Annotated in this window: 16 protein-coding genes; 9 read left to right on the top strand and 7 right to left on the bottom strand. The window is 44.0% G+C overall.

The window, feature by feature from the left end:
- Positions 1-69 precede the first annotated feature (69 nt).
- Positions 70-2,472, bottom strand: coding sequence for an ABC transporter permease (locus BMX56_RS23735; protein WP_090652183.1), 2,403 nt, complete (start codon positions 2,470-2,472; stop codon positions 70-72).
- Between the two features lie 386 nt (positions 2,473-2,858).
- Between BMX56_RS23735 and BMX56_RS23730 the strand changes: the two genes are divergently transcribed.
- Together BMX56_RS23730 and BMX56_RS23725 are read left to right on the top strand one after the other, a co-directional pair.
- Positions 2,859-3,305, top strand: a complete 447-nt coding sequence (locus BMX56_RS23730) for an AAA family ATPase (protein ID WP_090652182.1) — start codon at positions 2,859-2,861, stop codon at positions 3,303-3,305.
- Positions 3,295-4,068: a tRNA(His) guanylyltransferase Thg1 family protein gene (locus tag BMX56_RS23725; RefSeq protein WP_090652181.1), complete on the top strand. Its 774-nt coding sequence runs from the start codon at positions 3,295-3,297 to the stop codon at positions 4,066-4,068. The genes BMX56_RS23730 and BMX56_RS23725 overlap by 11 nt, the downstream gene beginning before the upstream one ends.
- A 174-nt stretch (positions 4,069-4,242) precedes the next feature.
- On the opposite strand, the gene BMX56_RS23720 is transcribed toward BMX56_RS23725, so the two are convergent.
- Complete coding sequence (locus BMX56_RS23720; protein ID WP_090652180.1) at positions 4,243-5,355, bottom strand: DUF2911 domain-containing protein; 1,113 nt, start codon at positions 5,353-5,355, stop codon at positions 4,243-4,245.
- 217 nt (positions 5,356-5,572) lie between these two features.
- Between BMX56_RS23720 and BMX56_RS23715 the strand changes: the two genes are divergently transcribed.
- Together BMX56_RS23715 and BMX56_RS23710 are read left to right on the top strand one after the other, a co-directional pair.
- On the top strand, positions 5,573-6,589 hold the full coding sequence (locus BMX56_RS23715; protein WP_143065517.1) for a sensor histidine kinase: 1,017 nt from the start codon (positions 5,573-5,575) through the stop codon (positions 6,587-6,589).
- Positions 6,586-7,296: a LytR/AlgR family response regulator transcription factor gene (locus tag BMX56_RS23710; RefSeq protein ID WP_090652178.1), complete on the top strand. Its 711-nt coding sequence runs from the start codon at positions 6,586-6,588 to the stop codon at positions 7,294-7,296. Before BMX56_RS23715 ends, BMX56_RS23710 begins: the two co-directional genes overlap by 4 nt.
- A 28-nt stretch (positions 7,297-7,324) precedes the next feature.
- Here the strand turns inward: BMX56_RS23710 and BMX56_RS23705 are convergent, their stop codons facing one another.
- Positions 7,325-8,266: a tetratricopeptide repeat protein gene (locus BMX56_RS23705; protein WP_090652177.1), complete on the bottom strand. Its 942-nt coding sequence runs from the start codon at positions 8,264-8,266 to the stop codon at positions 7,325-7,327.
- A 112-nt stretch (positions 8,267-8,378) separates the two neighbouring features.
- On the opposite strand from BMX56_RS23705, the gene BMX56_RS23700 reads away from it, so the two are divergent.
- Together BMX56_RS23700 and BMX56_RS23695 are read left to right on the top strand one after the other, a co-directional pair.
- Complete coding sequence (locus tag BMX56_RS23700) at positions 8,379-9,197, top strand: helix-turn-helix domain-containing protein (RefSeq protein ID WP_090652176.1); 819 nt, start codon at positions 8,379-8,381, stop codon at positions 9,195-9,197.
- A gap of 25 nt (positions 9,198-9,222) precedes the next feature.
- Positions 9,223-9,708 carry a cupin domain-containing protein gene (locus BMX56_RS23695; protein WP_090652175.1) on the top strand — a complete coding sequence of 162 codons (486 nt, stop codon included), beginning with the start codon at positions 9,223-9,225 and terminating at the stop codon, positions 9,706-9,708.
- 201 nt (positions 9,709-9,909) lie between these two features.
- Here BMX56_RS23695 and BMX56_RS23690 read toward each other — a convergent pair whose 3' ends face one another.
- The 4 genes from BMX56_RS23690 to BMX56_RS23675 all read right to left on the bottom strand — a co-directional run bounded on the left by BMX56_RS23690 (position 9,910) and on the right by BMX56_RS23675 (position 15,139).
- Entirely contained in the window at positions 9,910-10,371 is a 462-nt protein-coding gene (locus BMX56_RS23690) for a MaoC family dehydratase (protein ID WP_090652174.1), read from the bottom strand.
- Positions 10,372-10,744: 373 nt separating this feature from the next.
- Complete coding sequence (locus BMX56_RS23685; RefSeq protein ID WP_090652173.1) at positions 10,745-12,361, bottom strand: ATP-dependent DNA ligase; 1,617 nt, start codon at positions 12,359-12,361, stop codon at positions 10,745-10,747.
- Positions 12,358-13,560, bottom strand: coding sequence for a ligase-associated DNA damage response exonuclease (locus tag BMX56_RS23680; protein WP_369829649.1), 1,203 nt, complete (start codon positions 13,558-13,560; stop codon positions 12,358-12,360). The genes BMX56_RS23685 and BMX56_RS23680 overlap by 4 nt, the downstream gene beginning before the upstream one ends.
- 1 nt (position 13,561) lies before the next feature.
- Complete coding sequence (locus tag BMX56_RS23675) at positions 13,562-15,139, bottom strand: alpha-amylase family glycosyl hydrolase (protein ID WP_177183897.1); 1,578 nt, start codon at positions 15,137-15,139, stop codon at positions 13,562-13,564.
- Positions 15,140-15,940: 801 nt separating this feature from the next.
- On the opposite strand from BMX56_RS23675, the gene BMX56_RS23665 reads away from it, so the two are divergent.
- Genes BMX56_RS23665 through BMX56_RS23655 form a run of 3 tightly spaced genes read left to right on the top strand, consistent with a single transcriptional unit; the run spans position 15,941 to position 18,481 of the window.
- Complete coding sequence (locus BMX56_RS23665; protein WP_090652170.1) at positions 15,941-16,501, top strand: RNA polymerase sigma factor; 561 nt, start codon at positions 15,941-15,943, stop codon at positions 16,499-16,501.
- Positions 16,498-17,061 (top strand): hypothetical protein, encoded by a 564-nt coding sequence (locus tag BMX56_RS23660; protein WP_090652169.1) that lies wholly within the window; start codon positions 16,498-16,500, stop codon positions 17,059-17,061. The genes BMX56_RS23665 and BMX56_RS23660 overlap by 4 nt, the downstream gene beginning before the upstream one ends.
- On the top strand, positions 17,042-18,481 hold the full coding sequence (locus BMX56_RS23655) for a DUF4097 family beta strand repeat-containing protein (protein WP_090652168.1): 1,440 nt from the start codon (positions 17,042-17,044) through the stop codon (positions 18,479-18,481). Before BMX56_RS23660 ends, BMX56_RS23655 begins: the two co-directional genes overlap by 20 nt.
- Positions 18,482-18,500 lie beyond the last annotated feature (19 nt).

The following is an 18,500-nucleotide window of genomic DNA, read 5'->3' as shown; positions in this document are numbered from 1 at the left end:
CTGATTCATTTTAAGTATTAAAGCCTTGCCGGCTGCAAAACCGGCAAGGCCGAAAATCCTGACTTAAACTTACTCCGATCTCAAACTCTTTACCGGGTTCGCCAATGCGGCTTTTATGGCAGTGTAGCCTACCGTGAGCCAGGCTATAATCAGTGAGCCCCCTATAGTTGCGGCAAAAAACCACACACCTATCATTATCCGGTAGGCGTAGTGCTGCAGCCATTGGTTCATAAAATACCAGGCTACAGGGGTTGCAATTAAAAATGCGATGGCGATAAGGATGGTGAACTCTTTTGATAGCATCACCAAAATATCTTTTACAGGCGCACCCAGCACCTTGCGGATACCGATCTCCTTTTTACGCTGCACAGCCATAAATGAAATAAGGCCGTATAAACCCAGGCAGGAAATAAAAATTGCTATGCCCGAAAATATTTTATAAAGCAGCGAAAGCTGGTTTTCCTGCTGATAAGTTGCAGCAATGGACTGATCTAAAAAGTTGTATCCAAATATGTAATCCGGGAAATACTGGCTCCATAACTTTTCCATCGCCGGGATAATGGTTGTTGTATGGCCAAGGTTTATTTTGAGGCTCACCATGCCATATCCTTTTTTCATCGTAGTCATTACCACCGGCACCATGGGATCCCGTAACGAATTAACATGAAAATCCTTTAAAACGCCTACTATCGGTAACATTTTTCCGGCAACTTTTATCTTTTTTCCAATGGCAGCCTGCGCATTTGGTAAGCCAAGCCCTCGTACTACGGTTTCATTCACCACAAACTCGCGCATCGTATCCGACGCATGGTAAATGCGGCCCGCTGCAAGCTGTAAATGGTATAAGTTAAAAAATGAGGTATCTGCTTCATTCATGTTCGTAATCATATTGGGTTCGGTAGCGTGATTTTCGGGCGTGCGCAAATCGGTATAATATCCGCCCCCCGCCGGCGATGCCATGCTCAGGCTAAAATCACGTATGCCTGGCAGTTTTAGCAAGTCATTGCGTAGCACTTCCATTTTCCTCGCGCCAAGACTATCGTTCGGGAAACCGGCGTTAATAACGGCATCTTTGTTAAATCCTAAATCGGCCATGCGGAAGTAATCCATTTGCGATGTAACGATCAATGTTGCAATGATGAGCGTTTGGGCAATTACAAATTGAAATACAACCAAACACCGGCGAAGGGAAATTCCTTTTTGACGCTCAGCCCCGGAAGATGATCCTTTTAGTACGGTAACTGAATTAAAGCCCGATAATACCAGCGCCGGGTAAAAGCCAGAAAAGGCGGTTACCAGTACCAATGCCAGCAGCATAAATAAAAGCACATTGCTGCTATATAATATAGTTGTGGCAATGTGAATGCTAAGCAGGTTATTGATATAAGGAATGCAAAACAAGGTTATGCCGGTTGCTACTATTAGCGCAAGTAAACAGGTTATGCCTGTTTCGCCAAAAAACTGCATCATTAACTGCGGGCGGCTGCCACCCAGCACTTTCCGAACGCCCACCTCTTTACCCCGGTTCATGGCCTGCGCGGTAGTAAGGTTAATAAAATTTACACAGGCAATAACCAACAGGAAAATGCCTATTGCACCTAAAGCGTAGGTCAGATCTTTACTGAAGGTATGCCCGTTATAATTATTAAACCGCGAATCGGAATGTATTTGGTTCAATGGCTGCAAAACAAGATCGTATCCGGCATTACCAGGCGTGGTGTGTTTGCCCATAAATCCGTTCAATAAATGGTCGAAATGTTCTTTTGTCTCGTTCGGTGCCAGCTGTACAAAACAATAATCCGCATCATTTATACTTCCCCAGCTATTAAAATCGGCATACTTACGCATGGTTTCGTAGGACAATACACCTTTTATAGGAAAATCTGTATTCGGCGGAATATCATTAAGGATACCGGTGATCTTAATGTCCTGGCCATCCATTTTTAATGTTTTGCCTACGGCTGCTTTCCAGTCGCCAAAATATTTATTGGCTAATTCTTTAGTGAAAAGGGCGGTGTTCGGTTCAGTAAGCGCGTCTTTTATATTGCCTATAGCAAGGCTAAAATCAAACATCTTAAAAAACTGCGGCTCGGTAAAAAACAACCCGTTTCCCTCATTAAACTTTTTGGCAACTGATCCATTAGCCGATGGTACTAAAACCTGCACGTTATAGTCGGCCGCGATAGCCGCAACATTAGATAATTGCGGAAAATCAGACCGCAAGGCAAAGGTAGTAGGCACAGTTACCCCCGTCCGGTAAGCGTCGTCGGCCCGGTTTTTGGCAGCGCGCACTACCCTGTAAATGCTGTTCTTTTTTGTGTGAAAAGTATCGAAGCTTTGCTCATATTGGATTACCAGGAATATCAGCAGGAAAGCCGCGAAACCAACGGCCAGGCCGGAAATATTGACAAATGAATTAGCTTTCCGTCGGCCCAGGTTTCTGAGCGCAGTTTTAAGATAGTTTTTTATCATGCCTTTTTGTTCATTTCATTAGTGTCTGAATCAGGAAGCAAGCAGATTAATTTGTCAGTTCTTAAATCCTGACTCATGTAAAATATTCTCCAAGAAAATGCCAAACAGTTAAATTTCTGTATATCAATAATTTAAGTAATGGCCATGCTGCTTGTTCGTCCGGTTTTGATACACCGTATGTTCGTTTATGGGTTTGCCTGTTCTCACACATCAAAAGATCGTCGGAGTTATCACTGCACCCGCTAAAGTTTGTAGTTTACTATGCTTTAGTTGCAAACCCAATATAATACAGGGGCTTACCTGAGCCAACCGAATTCAATGTAATTTGGGATAGGACTTATTTTAATATAGATTTGTTTACCACGCTCTGATGAGCCTTTATAAAAATGGAAGCAGTAATATTTTGCGGTATTCAGGCAACAGGAAAAAGTACCTTTTTTAAAGAGAGGTTTTTTAATACGCATATGCGTATTTCTTTAGATCAGCTAAACACAAGAAATAAAGAACTTAGGTTTATTGAAACTTGTATCCTCACATTTCAGCCTTTTGTGATAGACAACACCAATCCTTCTCCGGAAGAAAGGGCAAAATATATTGCCATAGCAAAAGCAAATAAGTTTAAAGTAATTGGTTATTATTTTCAATCTAAAGTGGCTGTTGCTTTAGCCCGTAATAACCAACGGACTGGTAAAGAAAAGGTTCCCGAAATTGGTATAAAAGGAACTTACAAACGGCTGAATCTGCCACAGATGGATGAAGGATTCGACGAACTATATTATGTAACAGCCGAGAATAATATGTTCACGGTAAATGAATGGTCAGATGAAATTTGATGATCTGGATGTTAAAATGAGGGTTTATGAAACCTCTCAGGACCGCTGCGTTTTGCCCGGTATGTACATGGTAGCCAGAATTGATGGACGAGGCTTCACCCGGCTGACTAAGGAAGTGCACCGTTTTGAGGCCCCTTTTGACGAAAAATTTCGCGACTTAATGGTCGAAACGGTAAAACACCTGATGAATTGCGGTTTTAATGTAATTTACGGCTATACAGAAAGTGATGAAATATCGTTGCTCTTTCATCCTAATGAAAGCCTTTTTGGGCGAAAGACCAGAAAATACATTTCCATACTGGCGGGCGAAGCGAGTGCAAAATTTTCCTCACTCCTGGGAAACGTAGGAGCCTTTGACTGTCGCCTATCAGAACTTCCCAACATACACTTAGTAGGAGATTATTTCAGATGGCGTAATGAAGATGCACACAGAAATGCATTAAATGCGCATTGTTACTGGCGTTTAAGGCAAGATAACTTTAATGCGCGGGAAGCTACCTCAAAAATTGAAGGGATGAGTATTGCAGCCAAGAACGAATTACTGTTTCAATACGGTATTAATTTCAATAATGTTCCTGCATGGCAAAAAAGAGGAATAGGTATTTATTGGAAAGATTTGAAAAAGGAAGGATTTAACCCAAAGAACAACGAGCATGTGTTGGTTGACAGGCGAACGCTGCATACTGATTTTACGCTGCCCATGCGGGATGAATATGACGTATTTATACATGATCTGGTAAAAAAGCACGAGGACCAAGGCTAAGTTGGAGACAACGCTATAAGCGTTCGGAAGAAATAAAAAAAGCGGAGGAGCACTGTGCGATTCCTTCCCCAAGGAACGAATTGCACAGTGCCCACTTTTTTATTTCTTCCGAACCCACAACAACACTTTTCATTCTGCCAATTCCCAAATTCTGAAAATTCTGATTCTGACGGCCTACTTCGCCGCCTGCAAAGTGGTTACCATTTTATCAATAGTATCTTTATTTATTTTGCCAACTACCTGCTTTTGGGCTTTCAGGGCGTAGGGCAGAGCTTTTTTGTTATCGCCTACGGCCATGTACCCGCGGGCCATGCCGGTGTTGGTTAAAAACTCGTCGGGGTGTTTTTGGTAATCCAGCTTAAATACCTCAAGTGCTTCCTGGCCTTTGTTTTCGGCAATAAGGCTTTTGCCGTAAAAATATAGGTCGTTAACATCGGCAAATGGCAGGGCAGTTTTCATGGTGGCCGTTGCTTCGGCGTTGCGGCCCAAATTGCTCAATATTGCCGCTTTGGTTTTCCAGGTCTGAAATACCTGGTTGCCACCAAAATTTACGCTGGTTGCGGTATCGGCCCATAGCAGGCCCTCTTCCAGGTTGGTTTTGTTTTGGGCGCAAAAGGCAGCGGCCTGTTCCCAGCTTTCCCAGTTAAAGCCTTTGTTGGTACGCAGTTCTTTCCTGAATACGGCAAGCTGTGTGGCCGGCAGATCAACATCAACCTTAAACGGAATTACTAATTTTTCCCATTGTAACTGAATTACGGCGCTGGTTGGCGTTTGGTCGGCAAACTCGTATTTAAGCCATTCCACACTGGCGGTTGCCGGTACCGGTTTTACTTTTACGCGCAACACATCCTCGGCCTGGTTATAAAAAAAACTGCCCCACGAGGTAGCGTTTTTTGAAAATATCAGCGTACTCTCATCGGCGCCATAGGCAATAAAAAAACCATACTTACCGGCAGCTAAGGGCTGCCCTTCTACCTTTACATCGGTTGAAAATTCGATGGTGGTGTTTTCATTGGCGCCGGCCCGCCATGGTGCTGCTTTTGAGGTGCCAAAACCCAGGTCGGCATAGCCGTTGTAAACAAGCTCGCCCCAAATATGTCCGTCGCGCTTGTTCACATGCGGGCGGCTATAGTTAATGGTTACATCGGTAATACCTATCATTTCGGTAACGGATGCTTTTTTATTGCCCCCGCTTGGTGTTGATGTAAGCAGTTGCGCGTGGGCCAGGTCGGTAAAGCAAAACTGGATAACAACCGCCACAAAGGCGGCAATCAGTAATTTTTTCATTGTATAAGCTTTAAAGGTGTGGTTGAAAAATTGAATAATTAAAGCTTGGTTTTATTAACAACAAGGGCAAATGATTTCAACCCTTGCCCCGTTATTTTTAATGCTTGCCCTTAATATCTCAACCGCCGCAGTATGAGCACGCAAGTAATTGGTTGAATATTGGGGCCTTTTGGTTGAAAATCATCTGCCCAAAACAAAAAGCTTTGTACATTTAAAAATGAATTTCATTAAAAACATGCCCACGCTTACACGCCTGCAATGGGTGATATGGATAGCGGTGTTTTTTATCATCTTTTTTTCGATACTGCCGGTTGATGGGTTTAACCATGCCAGCGTTTTTACGGTGATTAGTGTGGCGTTTTACCTGCTGGTTATTTATGGCAACATTAAGTTTCTGTATCCCCGCTTTTATGAAAAAGGGCACCGCGTGCAGTATGTAATTTATGTGGTGCTGTTACTGGTTATTGGCGGTGTGGCGCGTGGCTTTTTAATCATGTACTCTTACAACACGTTTTTTGCCAGCCGCCCCGAAAAAATGACTTTTAGCATGATGCTTAATTTTGTGGTGGCCGGGTTCATGACCTATTTACTCAGTTTTATTTTCAGGATAGCGCTGGCTTACTTCGAAATTAAACAACAATCAGAAAAAATACTGGTGCAAAAAAGCCAGGCCGAGCTAAACTTGCTTAAATCGCAGGTGCAGCCGCATTTCCTGTTCAATACCCTCAATAATATTTATTACGAGGCTTATGTCGATTCGCCCCGCACGGCCAAACTGGTAGAGCAGCTATCAAACATTATGCGCTATTTTGTGGATGAAAGCCCTAAAGACGAAGTGTCTATCAATACCGAGATCCAGTTTTTGGAAAACTACGTCGCACTGGAAAAAATCCGGATCAGGCATGAGATAGACATCAGTTTTATACAGGATTGCAGCCCGCATCTGCAAATACCACCCATGCTGCTCATGACCTTTGTCGAAAATATTTTCAAGCACGGCATTGATAAGGCCAGCATCGACAATAAAATTGAACTGGCGCTGGTACAGCAAGGCCGCTACCTTACATTTGAAACCAAAAACCGTATTTTTAATCAAAAAGCTGATGCCGCCGGCGGTTTCGGGATCCAGAATTTGCGCAAACGGCTTGAGCTGTTATACGGCAATAAATTTGAACTCACCATCATCAATGGCGAAGAAACGTTCACAGCCTTTTTAAAAATTCCATTAGCATGAATTTAAGCTGCATAATTATCGACGATGAGCCAAACGCAGTTAAGCTGCTGGAAATAATGGTTGGCCAGTACACCAAATGGGGGCTGCTGGCCAAATGCTACGATGCTTTGGAAGCTATGGCTTTTTTAAAGGAACAAAAGGCCGATTTTATTTTCCTGGATATCAACATGCCACAGCTTACCGGAATGGAGCTGGCCGGCCTGCTATCAAAAGACACCAAAATTGTTTTCACCACCGCCTACTCGCAGTACGCTGCCGAAAGTTATACCTTCCAAACCATCGATTATTTATTGAAGCCGATAACGCTTGAACGTTTTTTGGCCGCGCAGTTAAAAATCGAGGCCTATTTTACAAAAAACCAGGGCAACGAAAAAGCACCACCCGCCGTTGGCAATGAATACTTTTTTGTAAAATCGGGCAAGGAGCTGCGCAAAATTCTGCTGGATGATATTCAGTATTTTGAGGGGCAAAAGGAGTATGTACGCCTGGTAACCAGTACCGAACAGCTGCTTATATACCGCCGCATAAAAGATATTGACGAACAGCTATCGCCGCCATTTGTACGCGTTCACAACTCCTACATTGTAAACACCCGCCAGCTTAACAAAATAATGGACAACCACATTTATATAGCCGGCAAGCAAATCCCCATCAGCGAGAAATTTAAAGATGCTTTTATGGGAGTGATACAGCAGCGGATATTTTAGGAGGGGTGCATCTAACCCGTTTAGCGCCTTACATTTTGCCTTTTTTTATCCGGATATAGGTAAAATCATAGGCAGTAACCCATGTTTTGCCACCATCGGCCGATGTTTCATTAAATTGCCGCACTTTGTCGGCTCCAAGATTGTAAAATATAAACCGGCCGGTAAGCGGATGCCCCTGCGCATCTGTAGTAGTAAACGTAAAACGCATGGCACCATCAGCATATTGGCCATTAACAAACTCCTGTATTCCGTTAGCATAGTTACCAACCCAGGTCTGTTTCCATTTGCCGTTGGCTTCATCAATAAAATTTAGGCTTTTGCCGCTACTTGAACCGTTGGTGGCCTCCCAGTTTTCTAACAAAGCGCAACCGCCAGATACCATTTGCACCAGGCTGTGGCCGGCAAGGGTATTTGTGCCTGTTGGATACACATTCCATTCGCCAACCCAAAAGTCAAACTGCCGCGCCTGCGCGTTTGCCATGCAGGGGTTTAAAGTGAAATAAACTTTTTGGCGTATTTGCTTAAAGCCGGGATTATTCCTCAATGAGCCGAAATCATTTAAAGTATCCATTTCGGCCAGGTTACTATAGCCATAAGCCGTGGCACTGTCAAGATCATTAACCGAAATGGCGATTTTACCTTGCAGCGCATAAACCTTGGCCCTGCGCGAATAAACGATGGCCTTAAGCGGTGCGGCGGGTTTGCCCATCAGGGCCTTTTGATAAGCCCCGATCGCGGCCTGATAATTGCCCAGGTTATATTCGCAAAATCCCAAGCGATTCCAGGCGAGTCCATTATGCGATGTATCGGCTAAAACCAGCCTATACTGCTTTTGAGCACCCGTCCAGTTTTGTGCAAAAAAAAGCGAATCGGCTTTTTTTATTCCCCCGGAAGTAAACTGCGCTTTGGCGTTAAAAACGGATAGCAACAATGATGGCAGCACCGTTAAGAGTAAGGCAAATTTTTTCATGTATGCTTATTGATAGTATAAAAATCGGCTAAAAGAATGTGAAAAAATTGTACAAATGCGAAATTTGAAGATGGGCGCGTAACAACCACAGAATTTGAGCATCTTTATGTAAATGCAGTTTCAAAAAAAATACCCGGCGGCGGCTTTGACTTCTTTTGTGAGGCATTATTGGTATTTTGAAATTGACGAAGACGAACTGCCGTTTTCGCAATTAAGCTTTCCGTACGGTGCTTTTGAACTTATTTGTTACCTGCAAAACCCCAACGCAATGCGTTGGGTTAGTAGCGCAAATGATTTTATTGAGCCCGTTATTTTTTACGCCGGGCAGCTTACCCAACCGTTTATAATGACGTTTAACAAAAAATGTGTTTGCGTGGGGGCAAGCATGCAGCCATGGGCCGGTAATCTTTTATATGGCATCCCATCGGGCGAGCTCACAAATGAACTTGTACCACTGGACGAACTTGAGCCAAACGATGGCTTGTATGAACGGTTAAAAAACTGTACCGGTAAGGATGCTTTATTTAAGTGCCTCGAAACTTACCTGTTTGCGCGCCTGTTAAATCGACAGATCGACCCGTTAATTTTTAACATAGCCACCCATATTGTAAACAACCCAACGCGCGAAGCATTAACGCCCTATATTGCCGGTGTAGGTTTATCGCGCCGCAGGATAGAACAGCGGTTTATAAATGCCACGGGCTTATCTATGGGCTTGTTTACACGCAAGGTACGCTTTCAAAAAACAGTTTATTTGCTAAAACAATCTTACTTTGGTTTAAACCTGAATGCTATTGGCCTGCAGGTTGGTTATTATGACCAATCGCACTTTATTGATGATTTTAAAACGTTTTCGGGGATGTGTCCCGGAGATTTTGTTGCCCAAAACACCGAATTAAAAGGAGTACTACAAGAACTGGTGCTGGCTTAGCATCGTTTTAACACGATAATTAAATATGGAAAACAACGCCGCATACTGGATCAACAAACTAAACCTGATGCCACACCCCGAGGGTGGTTTTTACAAAGAAGTTTTCCGGTCGGAGATTGAAGTTGGGGTGGCTTATAGCGACAAGCTAAAACAGGCCATTACGTCTATTTATTACCTGTTGGAGGGAAATGATTATTCGGGTTTCCACAGGCTAAAGTCCGACGAGATCTGGTATTTTCACAAGGGGGCGCCATTGCATATCCATGTACTGACTAATGCCGGATTGCTCCAAAGCATCGAGCTTTCTGACCTTGAAACCGGCCGCCTATCCGTGGTGATCCCGGCGGGTTTATGGTTTGCGGCCGAAATTCCATCCAAACAAGGCTATTGCCTGGCCAGCTGCGCCGTTGCACCAGGTTTTGATTTCAGCGAATTTGAAATGGCCGAAAAGGATGCGCTATGCCAGGGTTATCCACAATATGCCGACTTGATAACCAGGCTTTGCCGCTAAGGATAATGGGGTGAGGCACGAAGGACCTATCAGCTGTGCATTACCGATAGAAAAGTTTACGAATAGATGCTTCGTTCCTCAGCATGACAGTTTTTTATTTTTGAATGTTATTCCCGCCATTAGAAACATTCTAAATTTTACAACTCAGGGTGAAAATCTATTTATTTGGATGAACTAAACCCTTCTACAGAAACCAAGTTACTACGCGTTGAAGTGGTATACAAAAACTATCTCACCGGAAAAGGCCGGTTTCTTTTGATCTTTAATTTCCAGGGTGGTTATCATGGTGGCTTTAATTGGTCCGCGCAGGTTTACCAGGCCGCCAAGCTTTACTTTTAAGCGCACTTCCGAATCAACCAGTACAGCCTGTCCAAAACGGAAGTTTTCAATGCCGTAGTTAATCTCCATCTTCAGGTTCTCAACTTTCACAATCTCTTTCCATAAATAAGGCACAAGCGATAGGGTAAGGTAGCCATGCGCAATAGTTGCACCAAACTGGCTTTCGGTTTTAGCCCGTTCCGGATCGGTGTGGATCCATTGGTGGTCTAATGTAGCATCGGCAAATTTGTTGATCTGTTCCTGGGTAATTTTGTACCATGACGAAACGCCAAGCTCGTTCCCTATTTGCGCTTCAAATTCAGCGAAGTTATTGATGGTTAACATTGATGATCAGTTTATTGATTAAAAGTTGGCGAAGTTACAAAAATTTAACAATCTCGATTTCTATATCTCGGGAGTAAAACAGGACAAATGCATCTAATTGGGTTAACATAACTTAACACATTTTAGATAAAATATTTTCAAGCATTTGACAATCAATATTTTATATTTTATCATGGTTAACACTGAACTTATCGCGCAATATAGGTGCATCCAAATAGTTGTGCCTGTTGTTGGCCAATAGAAAGTCCCTTCGGCAGCCGGATCATTTAACCACGATCAGCCAATAAAAACAAGATGTCGTTTGGTGCTTATATTGCCCATTCCATAGCTATTTAGATGCGTTTGTTCCGGGTGTAAGCGCGTCACAGGGGTCTCAGTCGCCCAGCAATGCTTTCAAACTTTCCAGCGTATCGGCTTCTTCTTTCGGCTTATCATGCCGCCAGCGCAGTATCCGCGGAAAACGCAGTGCGATCCCTGATTTATGACGGGTTGATTTGTTGATGCCTTCAAATCCTATTTCGAACACCAGCTCGGGCTTTACCGTACGCACGGGGCCAAATTTTTCGATGGTGTTGCGTTTAATAAAATAATCAACCTTATTAATCTCGGCATCGGTAAGCCCCGAATAGGCTTTAGCAAAGGGTACCAGCTTATCGCCATCCCAAACGGCAAAGGTATAATCGGTATATAAATCGGCCCGCCGTCCATGTCCTTTTTGGGCGTAAATCATCACCGCATCTACCGATAGCGGATCAATTTTCCATTTCCACCAGTCGCCGCGGCGACGCCCCACCTGGTAGGCGGCGCTTTTGCGTTTCAGCATTACACCCTCGGCTATCATGGCGCGCGACTGTTGTCTTATAGCGCCCAGCTGCTCCCAGCTATCAAATTTGATCAACTCCGAAATCCGGAACAATTCGGCAAAGGGTATTGCAGCCTGCAATGTTTCTAAAATCACCCGCCTTTCGCTTTGCGTTTTCGGGCGGATGTCCTCACCGTTATATTCCAGGCAGTCATAAGCAATAACCGCTACGGGGCTCTCTTCCAATATCTTTTTGCTCAGGTTTTTTCGCCCTATGCGGGTTTGCAGCACGTTAAATGGCATGGGCAAACCGTTCTGAAAGCTCAGTATCTCGCCATCTATTACCGTGCCATCAGGCAGGGCATTTAAAAAGGGGTGCAGCTCGGGAAATTTTTCGGTCGCCAGGTCTTCACCGCGGCTCCAGATAAAAATTTCGCCGCCCCGTTTTATCAACTGCGCACGGATGCCATCCCATTTCCACTCGGCCTGCCAGTCACCGGCCTGGCCAAGCGAGGCACCCACCTCATCAGGTGTTTTTTGTTTTTCGGAGGTCTCCTGTATGGGGTAGGCCAGGAAAAAAGGGTAGGGCCTGGAAATGTTGGCCGCTGCGTCCTGTTCTTCCATCAACTGGGCAAACTGTAATGTTTCGGGCATCCAGCTACCCATAATGCGGTGGGTAAGTACGGCAGCTTCCAGGCCCGAGATATCGGCCAGCGCCTTGATGACCAAATTTTGCGATACGCCAATCCTAAAACTGCCGGTTAGCAACTTGTTAAACACAAAACGTTCCTGGCTATCCAGCATACCCCAGGAATTTAGCAGCCACTCCTTTTTCTGTTCTTCGGTTTTATCGCCAAGGGCATTTATCTCGGCTATCCATTCTGTAAGGGTTTTGCTGCTGCTTTGGTTACTTAGGGGCATCAGCAGGGCCATGGTTTCTGCAAGGTCACCTACTACGTAGTAGCTTTCTTCAAACAGCCAGGCCGGGATGTTTGAAGCTTGAATAGCCCAGTTGCGCACCAGGGTGGAGTTAATTTGCCGCTTAGGTTTCCGGCCTGTTAAAAGCGCCAGCATGTGCATTTTATCGGTATCGGGCACAGCAGTGAAATATTCCTTTAAAACCTTAACCTTCTCGCCGGTTTTATTAGTTTCATCTAACGATAGAAAAAGTTGGGCAAATGCTTTCATGGGTTAAGCCCTCCAAAAGCCTCACCTAAATCCTCTCCCAAGGATAGGACTTTATTCGCAGGTTCAATATTATTTCCCTCATCTCGATTTTCAAGCTCGCTCTCCTTTAGCGAGGGCTGGGCTGAGGCTTCTTCTTCCCCTCCATATAAGGTATGTACCTCATGCGCATCAAATCCTATCCCGTTTAAATACCTTGCAAAGGTGGCGGTGTAGCCGTGGGTTAAATAAACGCTTTCGCAGCCTGTGGCATCGATGGCACTGATGAGGCCATTCCAATCGGCATGGTCCGACAGAACAAATCCGCGGTCGGCGGCGCGGCGGCGTTTTGCACCGCGAATGGCCATCCATCCCGAGCAATACCCAAAACTATAAGGTTGGAATTTACGCATCCACGGCGTACCTACCGATGATGGCGGGGCAATGATGATGCCTTTACGTACCTCCTCTTTCACCGAATCGGCGGTGATGCGTTCTGTGGGGTTTAAAATTACACCATTGCGCCGAAGGGCTTCGTTGGTGTTTTCAATTACGCCGTGGGTATAAACCGTGCCGTTAAATAAATCGAGGTTTTGCAATATGCGCTGGGCCTTGCCAAGGGAGTATCCTACCAAAACTGTAGCCACGCCATTATGCAGGTTGCCTCGCCACCAATTGTTAATGTCGTCAAAAATCTGCTCCTGCGGTTTCCAGGTGTATACCGGCATGCCAAACGTACATTCAGATATAAAGTGATGGCAGCGCACCGGCTCAAAGGGTGTAGAGATGCCATCGTCTTCAACCTTGTAATCGCCCGAAACCACCCAGACTTCGCCCTTGTACTCTATCCTGATCTGCGCCGAACCGATGACGTGGCCGGCCGGGTAAAGCGATACGGCAACGCCGTTTTTCATAACCGTTTCGCCATACTCCACAGTTTGTAGTTGAATTTGGCCAAGCCTGTAAAACAACACTTCGCGGGATAAATGGTGGGCCAGGTAATGCTTATGCCCCACATAGGCATGATCTGCATGGGCGTGGGTTATTACGGCATCGTCAACCGGTTTCCATGGATCAATATAAAAACGGCCCTGTGCGCAGTAAATGCCGCTATCTGTAAATTCAAGGAGTTGCTTTTTCGCCATGGTAGATAGTAAACCGTTGTGGCCAAAATAAGTTTGCCGCCGGTAGCCTTGATGGATGGCTGCCGACGTAGGGCCCATACTACTCTATTGTCCAGGCGGCGATACCATATGCCGCGAGACTTACAGGCATCTTTCCATCATTAACCGTTGGAATCTCTTTCCCTATAAATTGGCCTATCTTTTTACTCTGGGCGTAAGGCGCATCTACTGCTGCCGCCTGATCTTTATCAGACAAATTGACCACCACAATTACCGCCTTATCGCCATCCTTCCTGATAAAGGAAAATACCTGGTTGTTATTGTTTATTAATGTTTTATAGCTGCCTTTGGTAATTGCCCTGTTTGATTTACGCAGGCGAATCATCGCTTTGTAATAGTTAAACAATGAGTTGGGATCTTTCCGTTCTTCTTCCAACGAGATGCCATCGTTAGCTTTATCATCATTAAACTCATCTTTATAAGGGCCGGTTTGTTTGTACCAATAAGCCATCCCTTTGCCCTGCCCGGACGCATACCATTCAAAGGCCTGCCGCTCGGGAATTTCGTTGGCATCGGTAGCGCCAAATTTGGCGCTGGTGCCGGTCATGCCTAACTCCTGCCCGTAATAAATGGCCGGTACGCCGCCCATCAGCAGGTTAAGGGCGCAGCCCACTTTTAGCTTGGCCAGGTTGCCTTTTACCTCCGATGCAAAGCGCGGCACGTCATGGTTCTCAACAAAAACCACCTGTTCTTTGCCTGGCGGCAGCATGGCCAGGGTCGAATCGGCGTTGGCCATCAATAAATCTTTGCGGAACAGGCGGATGGCAAAAGCCAGCCGTAAGCCAAACACGCGGTCAACCCCGCCTTTTTGCAGGTAATCCAATCCTAAGCCAAACCAATTGGCCTGCTCGGCCACAATTTTTATTTGGGGGTTAATAGCCCGCAGTTTGGTTAGCAGCGGGTTCCAGAAAGTATCGAACAAGTGGGGCAAGGTCCCTTTGTTATCCAGGTTATCCATCATATGATCTAACCGGAAACCATCAACTCCGTCATCAAACTTGCCGTCCTTGTCCGGATCGAGCCAATAACTAAACAGCTGGTAATTATATTCCTGTGATTTAGCGCTGTTTAAATTGGCCGTGGTAATTTTATGAGTTACGCCATCATAGCCCTTTAGTTCGGTAAGGTTGTACACGATGGTTGATGGCTTTTTATTTTCCTTATCATCCCACAAAATATAATCAGAAAACGGCGATTTGGGGTTGCCGAAAGCGCCCTTCCACCATTCAGAATCTTCGGTAACATACTGGGTTTCCATATCCATATAAAACTTCATGCCCCGTTTGTGCAACTCCCTTATCAGGGCCAGGTAATCCTGTAGTGTGCCATATCTGGGGTCGATCTTTTTAAAATCGATAGCGAAGTAATTGTGATAATAAATGGATTCATAAAGCGGCGTACATAAAATGGATGTTACACCCAACTCCTGCAAATAATCCAGCTTTTGACGGATGCCATTCAGGTCGCCATGATTATCGCCATTGCTGTCGAAAAAGCTGCGCTCAAAAATGTGATAAATAATCTCGTCATCATCGCCCCTTTGCTTGCCGGGAAACCCAAATGAGGATAAGGCAATACATAGCAAGCCCGCGAAAGCGATAGATATTTTTATTTTCATGGTGTTATAACTGGCATGCAAAACAACAGAAACAAGCACCAATATACAATGAATAAATAGCATTTAAAATGGCACATTTTATCTGTAAAAAATTGCATTAATTGCCTGTACGACTCGCCTATATTTTACACAAGGATAATATAAGCCATTATTAAATATTTTACAGGAGCTTTTGATCTTCCCGCTACCCAAAAGTCCTGGCCGGTGGCTATAATCATCTTCAAAATTGGCTTAAAAAAACCGCAAAACGTAAATAACTGATATTTAATTTATTGTAAAATAAATTAATGAAAATTATCATTTTTATGTCAATTAGGCTACTGCCTGCATACGATTTTTGATAATTTAAACGTTAATCTACTTTGCGGGCGTTCTTGCCTGCAAATAGTGATAAGGTTTAGGTTTAAAGTCCCCAAGCAGCGAGTGCAAGGGGACTTTTATTTTAGGGGGAATTTTTTAAATCTATTATGCCACTCATTTTATAACACTCATCCTGCAATAGCGGGGAACGGATTGTTTTGTTTATATAATGCAACTTAAAGATTAAAATAACGATAGCCGGCAATTTCAGACTCCCCGAGCCTTTACTTCTTTTAATTGCAGCTTTTGGTGGTTCCAACGGCATAGCTAACTAATCCCCGTTTTAAAGTCCCGAATAGCTACAATTTATTTAATACACAAACACTGCAATCAATAATAAAATTATCTTCACAACTGAAATTTGCACATCAATAAATTATTTTGTGCCCCGGTGCAACGTTGTAAAATAGCCTGCGTCTATTAACCTGAAGCTTAACGCAATTGGAAGCAATATTTGTAGATAAACATTACAGCCTGGTACTGGAGTGCAAGCAGGGAAGCAAAAAAGCTTCCTATGAGCTCTATCGCCTGTATGCCAAAGCGATGTTGAACGTCGCCTTTAGGATAGTGGGCAATATTGGCGAGGCCGAGGATGTTTTGCAGGAAGCCTTCCTTGATGCTTTTAACAAGCTGAAGGATTTTAGGCAGGAAACCACCTTTGGGCTTTGGCTCAAACAAATAGTGGTAAACCGGTCTATAAATTTGCTCCGCAAACGAAAGCTGGAGCTTATTGAAATAGAGGGCGACCATCTGGAAAACATCCCCGATGAAGAGCCTGAGGATGAAGACGACGTGCAATACCAGGTAGCACTGGTTAAAGAGACTATGAAACAATTACCGGATGGTTACCGGCTTGTGTTATCCCTTTACCTGCTGGAAGGTTACGATCACGAAGAAATAGGACAAATATTGAATATATCTGAAAACACATCAAGAACGCAGTTTTTGAGAGCTAAAAGAAAATTAATGGAAATTTTAAAAGGAAGAGGAAAAGTGTCATGAGCAAGCGATTTGAAGATTTCATGAAAAATAATCACGACGAATTTGACGAGATTGAGCCATCGGCAGATCTGTGGAGTAAAATAGAGGCACGTTTAGATACGCTGGATGCGCCAAAAAAGCGCGAAGCCAAAACCTTTTCGCTCACGTTCGTGCTAAAAATGGCCGCATCTATCATCGTGGTGATGGGTATCAGTTTCGGGGTATATCTCCAAAGCCAGAAAGGCGCAAAAAGCGTTGACCTGGCTGCTATTAATCCCGAATATGCCAAACAACAGGTGCATTATGCATCATTGGTTAAAACACAACTTAGCCAGCTTAAAACAGCATCAAAAGGCGACCCGCAGTTGTTTAAAGAGTTTACTGCCGAGATTGCCAAAATGGATTCGACCTATAAAAAACTAAATAGCGACTTAGCCACAAGCCCTAACCAGGAACGTGTTTTACGTGCAATGATCCGGAACTTGCAAATACAAACCGATGTGCTTAGTCAGCAATTAAATGTAATAGAGCAGTATAACGAGACTAATAAAGATCAAAAAGATGAAATCAAAAATATTTAAACCTTTCCTGTTTATGCTGATGGTTTTATTGACCATAGGCAACATCGGTTTTGCGCAACAAAAGCCAGCTAAACCCGCTAAGCCTGCCAAACCGGCCGCGGCAACCAAGCCAGCCCAAACGGCTGATGATGACGACGACGATTCGGATATGGATTCGAAGGATTATCAGCAAAAAATGAAAGACCTGCAGGCAAAAATGCATGATCTGCAGGCAAAAATGAACGCGCTTAGCAGGCAAAAGTTCAACAAAACCATGAAGCAGAACATGAAGCATTTTAGCAAAAGCTTTAAGGGGTATGATAAAACTTTCAAGTTTGACAGCTTAAAAGGTTTTGCCTATAAGTTTAACGACAGCATGCTAAACTTTGCTTATAAATTTGATACGCATATAGCCCCCATGATAGCCTATGGCTTTAAGGATTTTGATAAAAACTTCAATTTTAACTACAACATAGATGCTGACGATGATATCAAAGTACAGACCGGCGACGAAGTTGTAAAAACAAAAAGCTACAGCAAAAGCTACAGTGTTGATGCCAACGATATAATTAATATTGACAATAAATTCGGCAAAATAACCGTAAACACCTGGGCAAAAAACGAGGTAAAGGTTGACGTACAGATAAAAGTGACCACCAATGATGCCGATAAAGCGCAAAAAATGCTGGATAACGTAAATATACAGGATAGTAAGGATGGCAACGGGGTTTACTTTAAAACCTCGATAAACTCCAATAACGATAACAACAGCTCGTGGGGTGGCATATTCAGAAGTGGTAATTCGGTAAGGTCAATGGAAATAAACTATACGGTTTACATGCCTGCCAAAAATCCACTCACCATCAGTAATAAGTACGGCGCTACCGATTTGCCCGATCTTGGCGGCAAACTCATCATCAGCAACTCATATGGCAGCCTGGTGGCTAAGGCATTAAGCAACAACGGTAACCAAATAAGGGTAAAATACGGCAACGCCACCATTGGCAACTTAACCGGCAGCGACCTCGACGTTGCTTATGGCAGCTTAAGCCTGGGCGATTGCGATAAGCTTAATGCCAACCTAAGCTACAGTTCGGCAAAAATTGGCCGCATCAAAACATCTGGTAACATCAATGTTAAGTTTGGCGGCGGTATCAGTATTGAAGATGTAGACAAAAATCTGAAAGATCTTTCGGTACGGTCGTCATACTCCAGCATAAAACTTGGCCTGGGCGACAGCCAAAGCGCCGATTTTGATGTAACCGTACGTTACGGCAGCTTTAACTATGGCAACCACGATGTAAGCCTTACCAGCAAAAGCCCTGCCGATGGTGAGCGCGGCTTTAACCCCACCAAAAACTATAAAGGTCATTTTGGAAAAGGCGGCTCGGATAAAACCATCACCATTAATTCAACCTTTGGAAGTGTAAACTTTGATTAAGCGATAAATTCATCCTTTT

The sequence above is a fragment of the Mucilaginibacter sp. OK283 genome (genome assembly GCF_900110415.1).
GTDB lineage: Bacteria > Bacteroidota > Bacteroidia > Sphingobacteriales > Sphingobacteriaceae > Mucilaginibacter.
The sequence above is the reverse complement of the archived record's forward strand: the minus strand, read 5'-3'. Positions and strand labels throughout refer to the sequence as shown.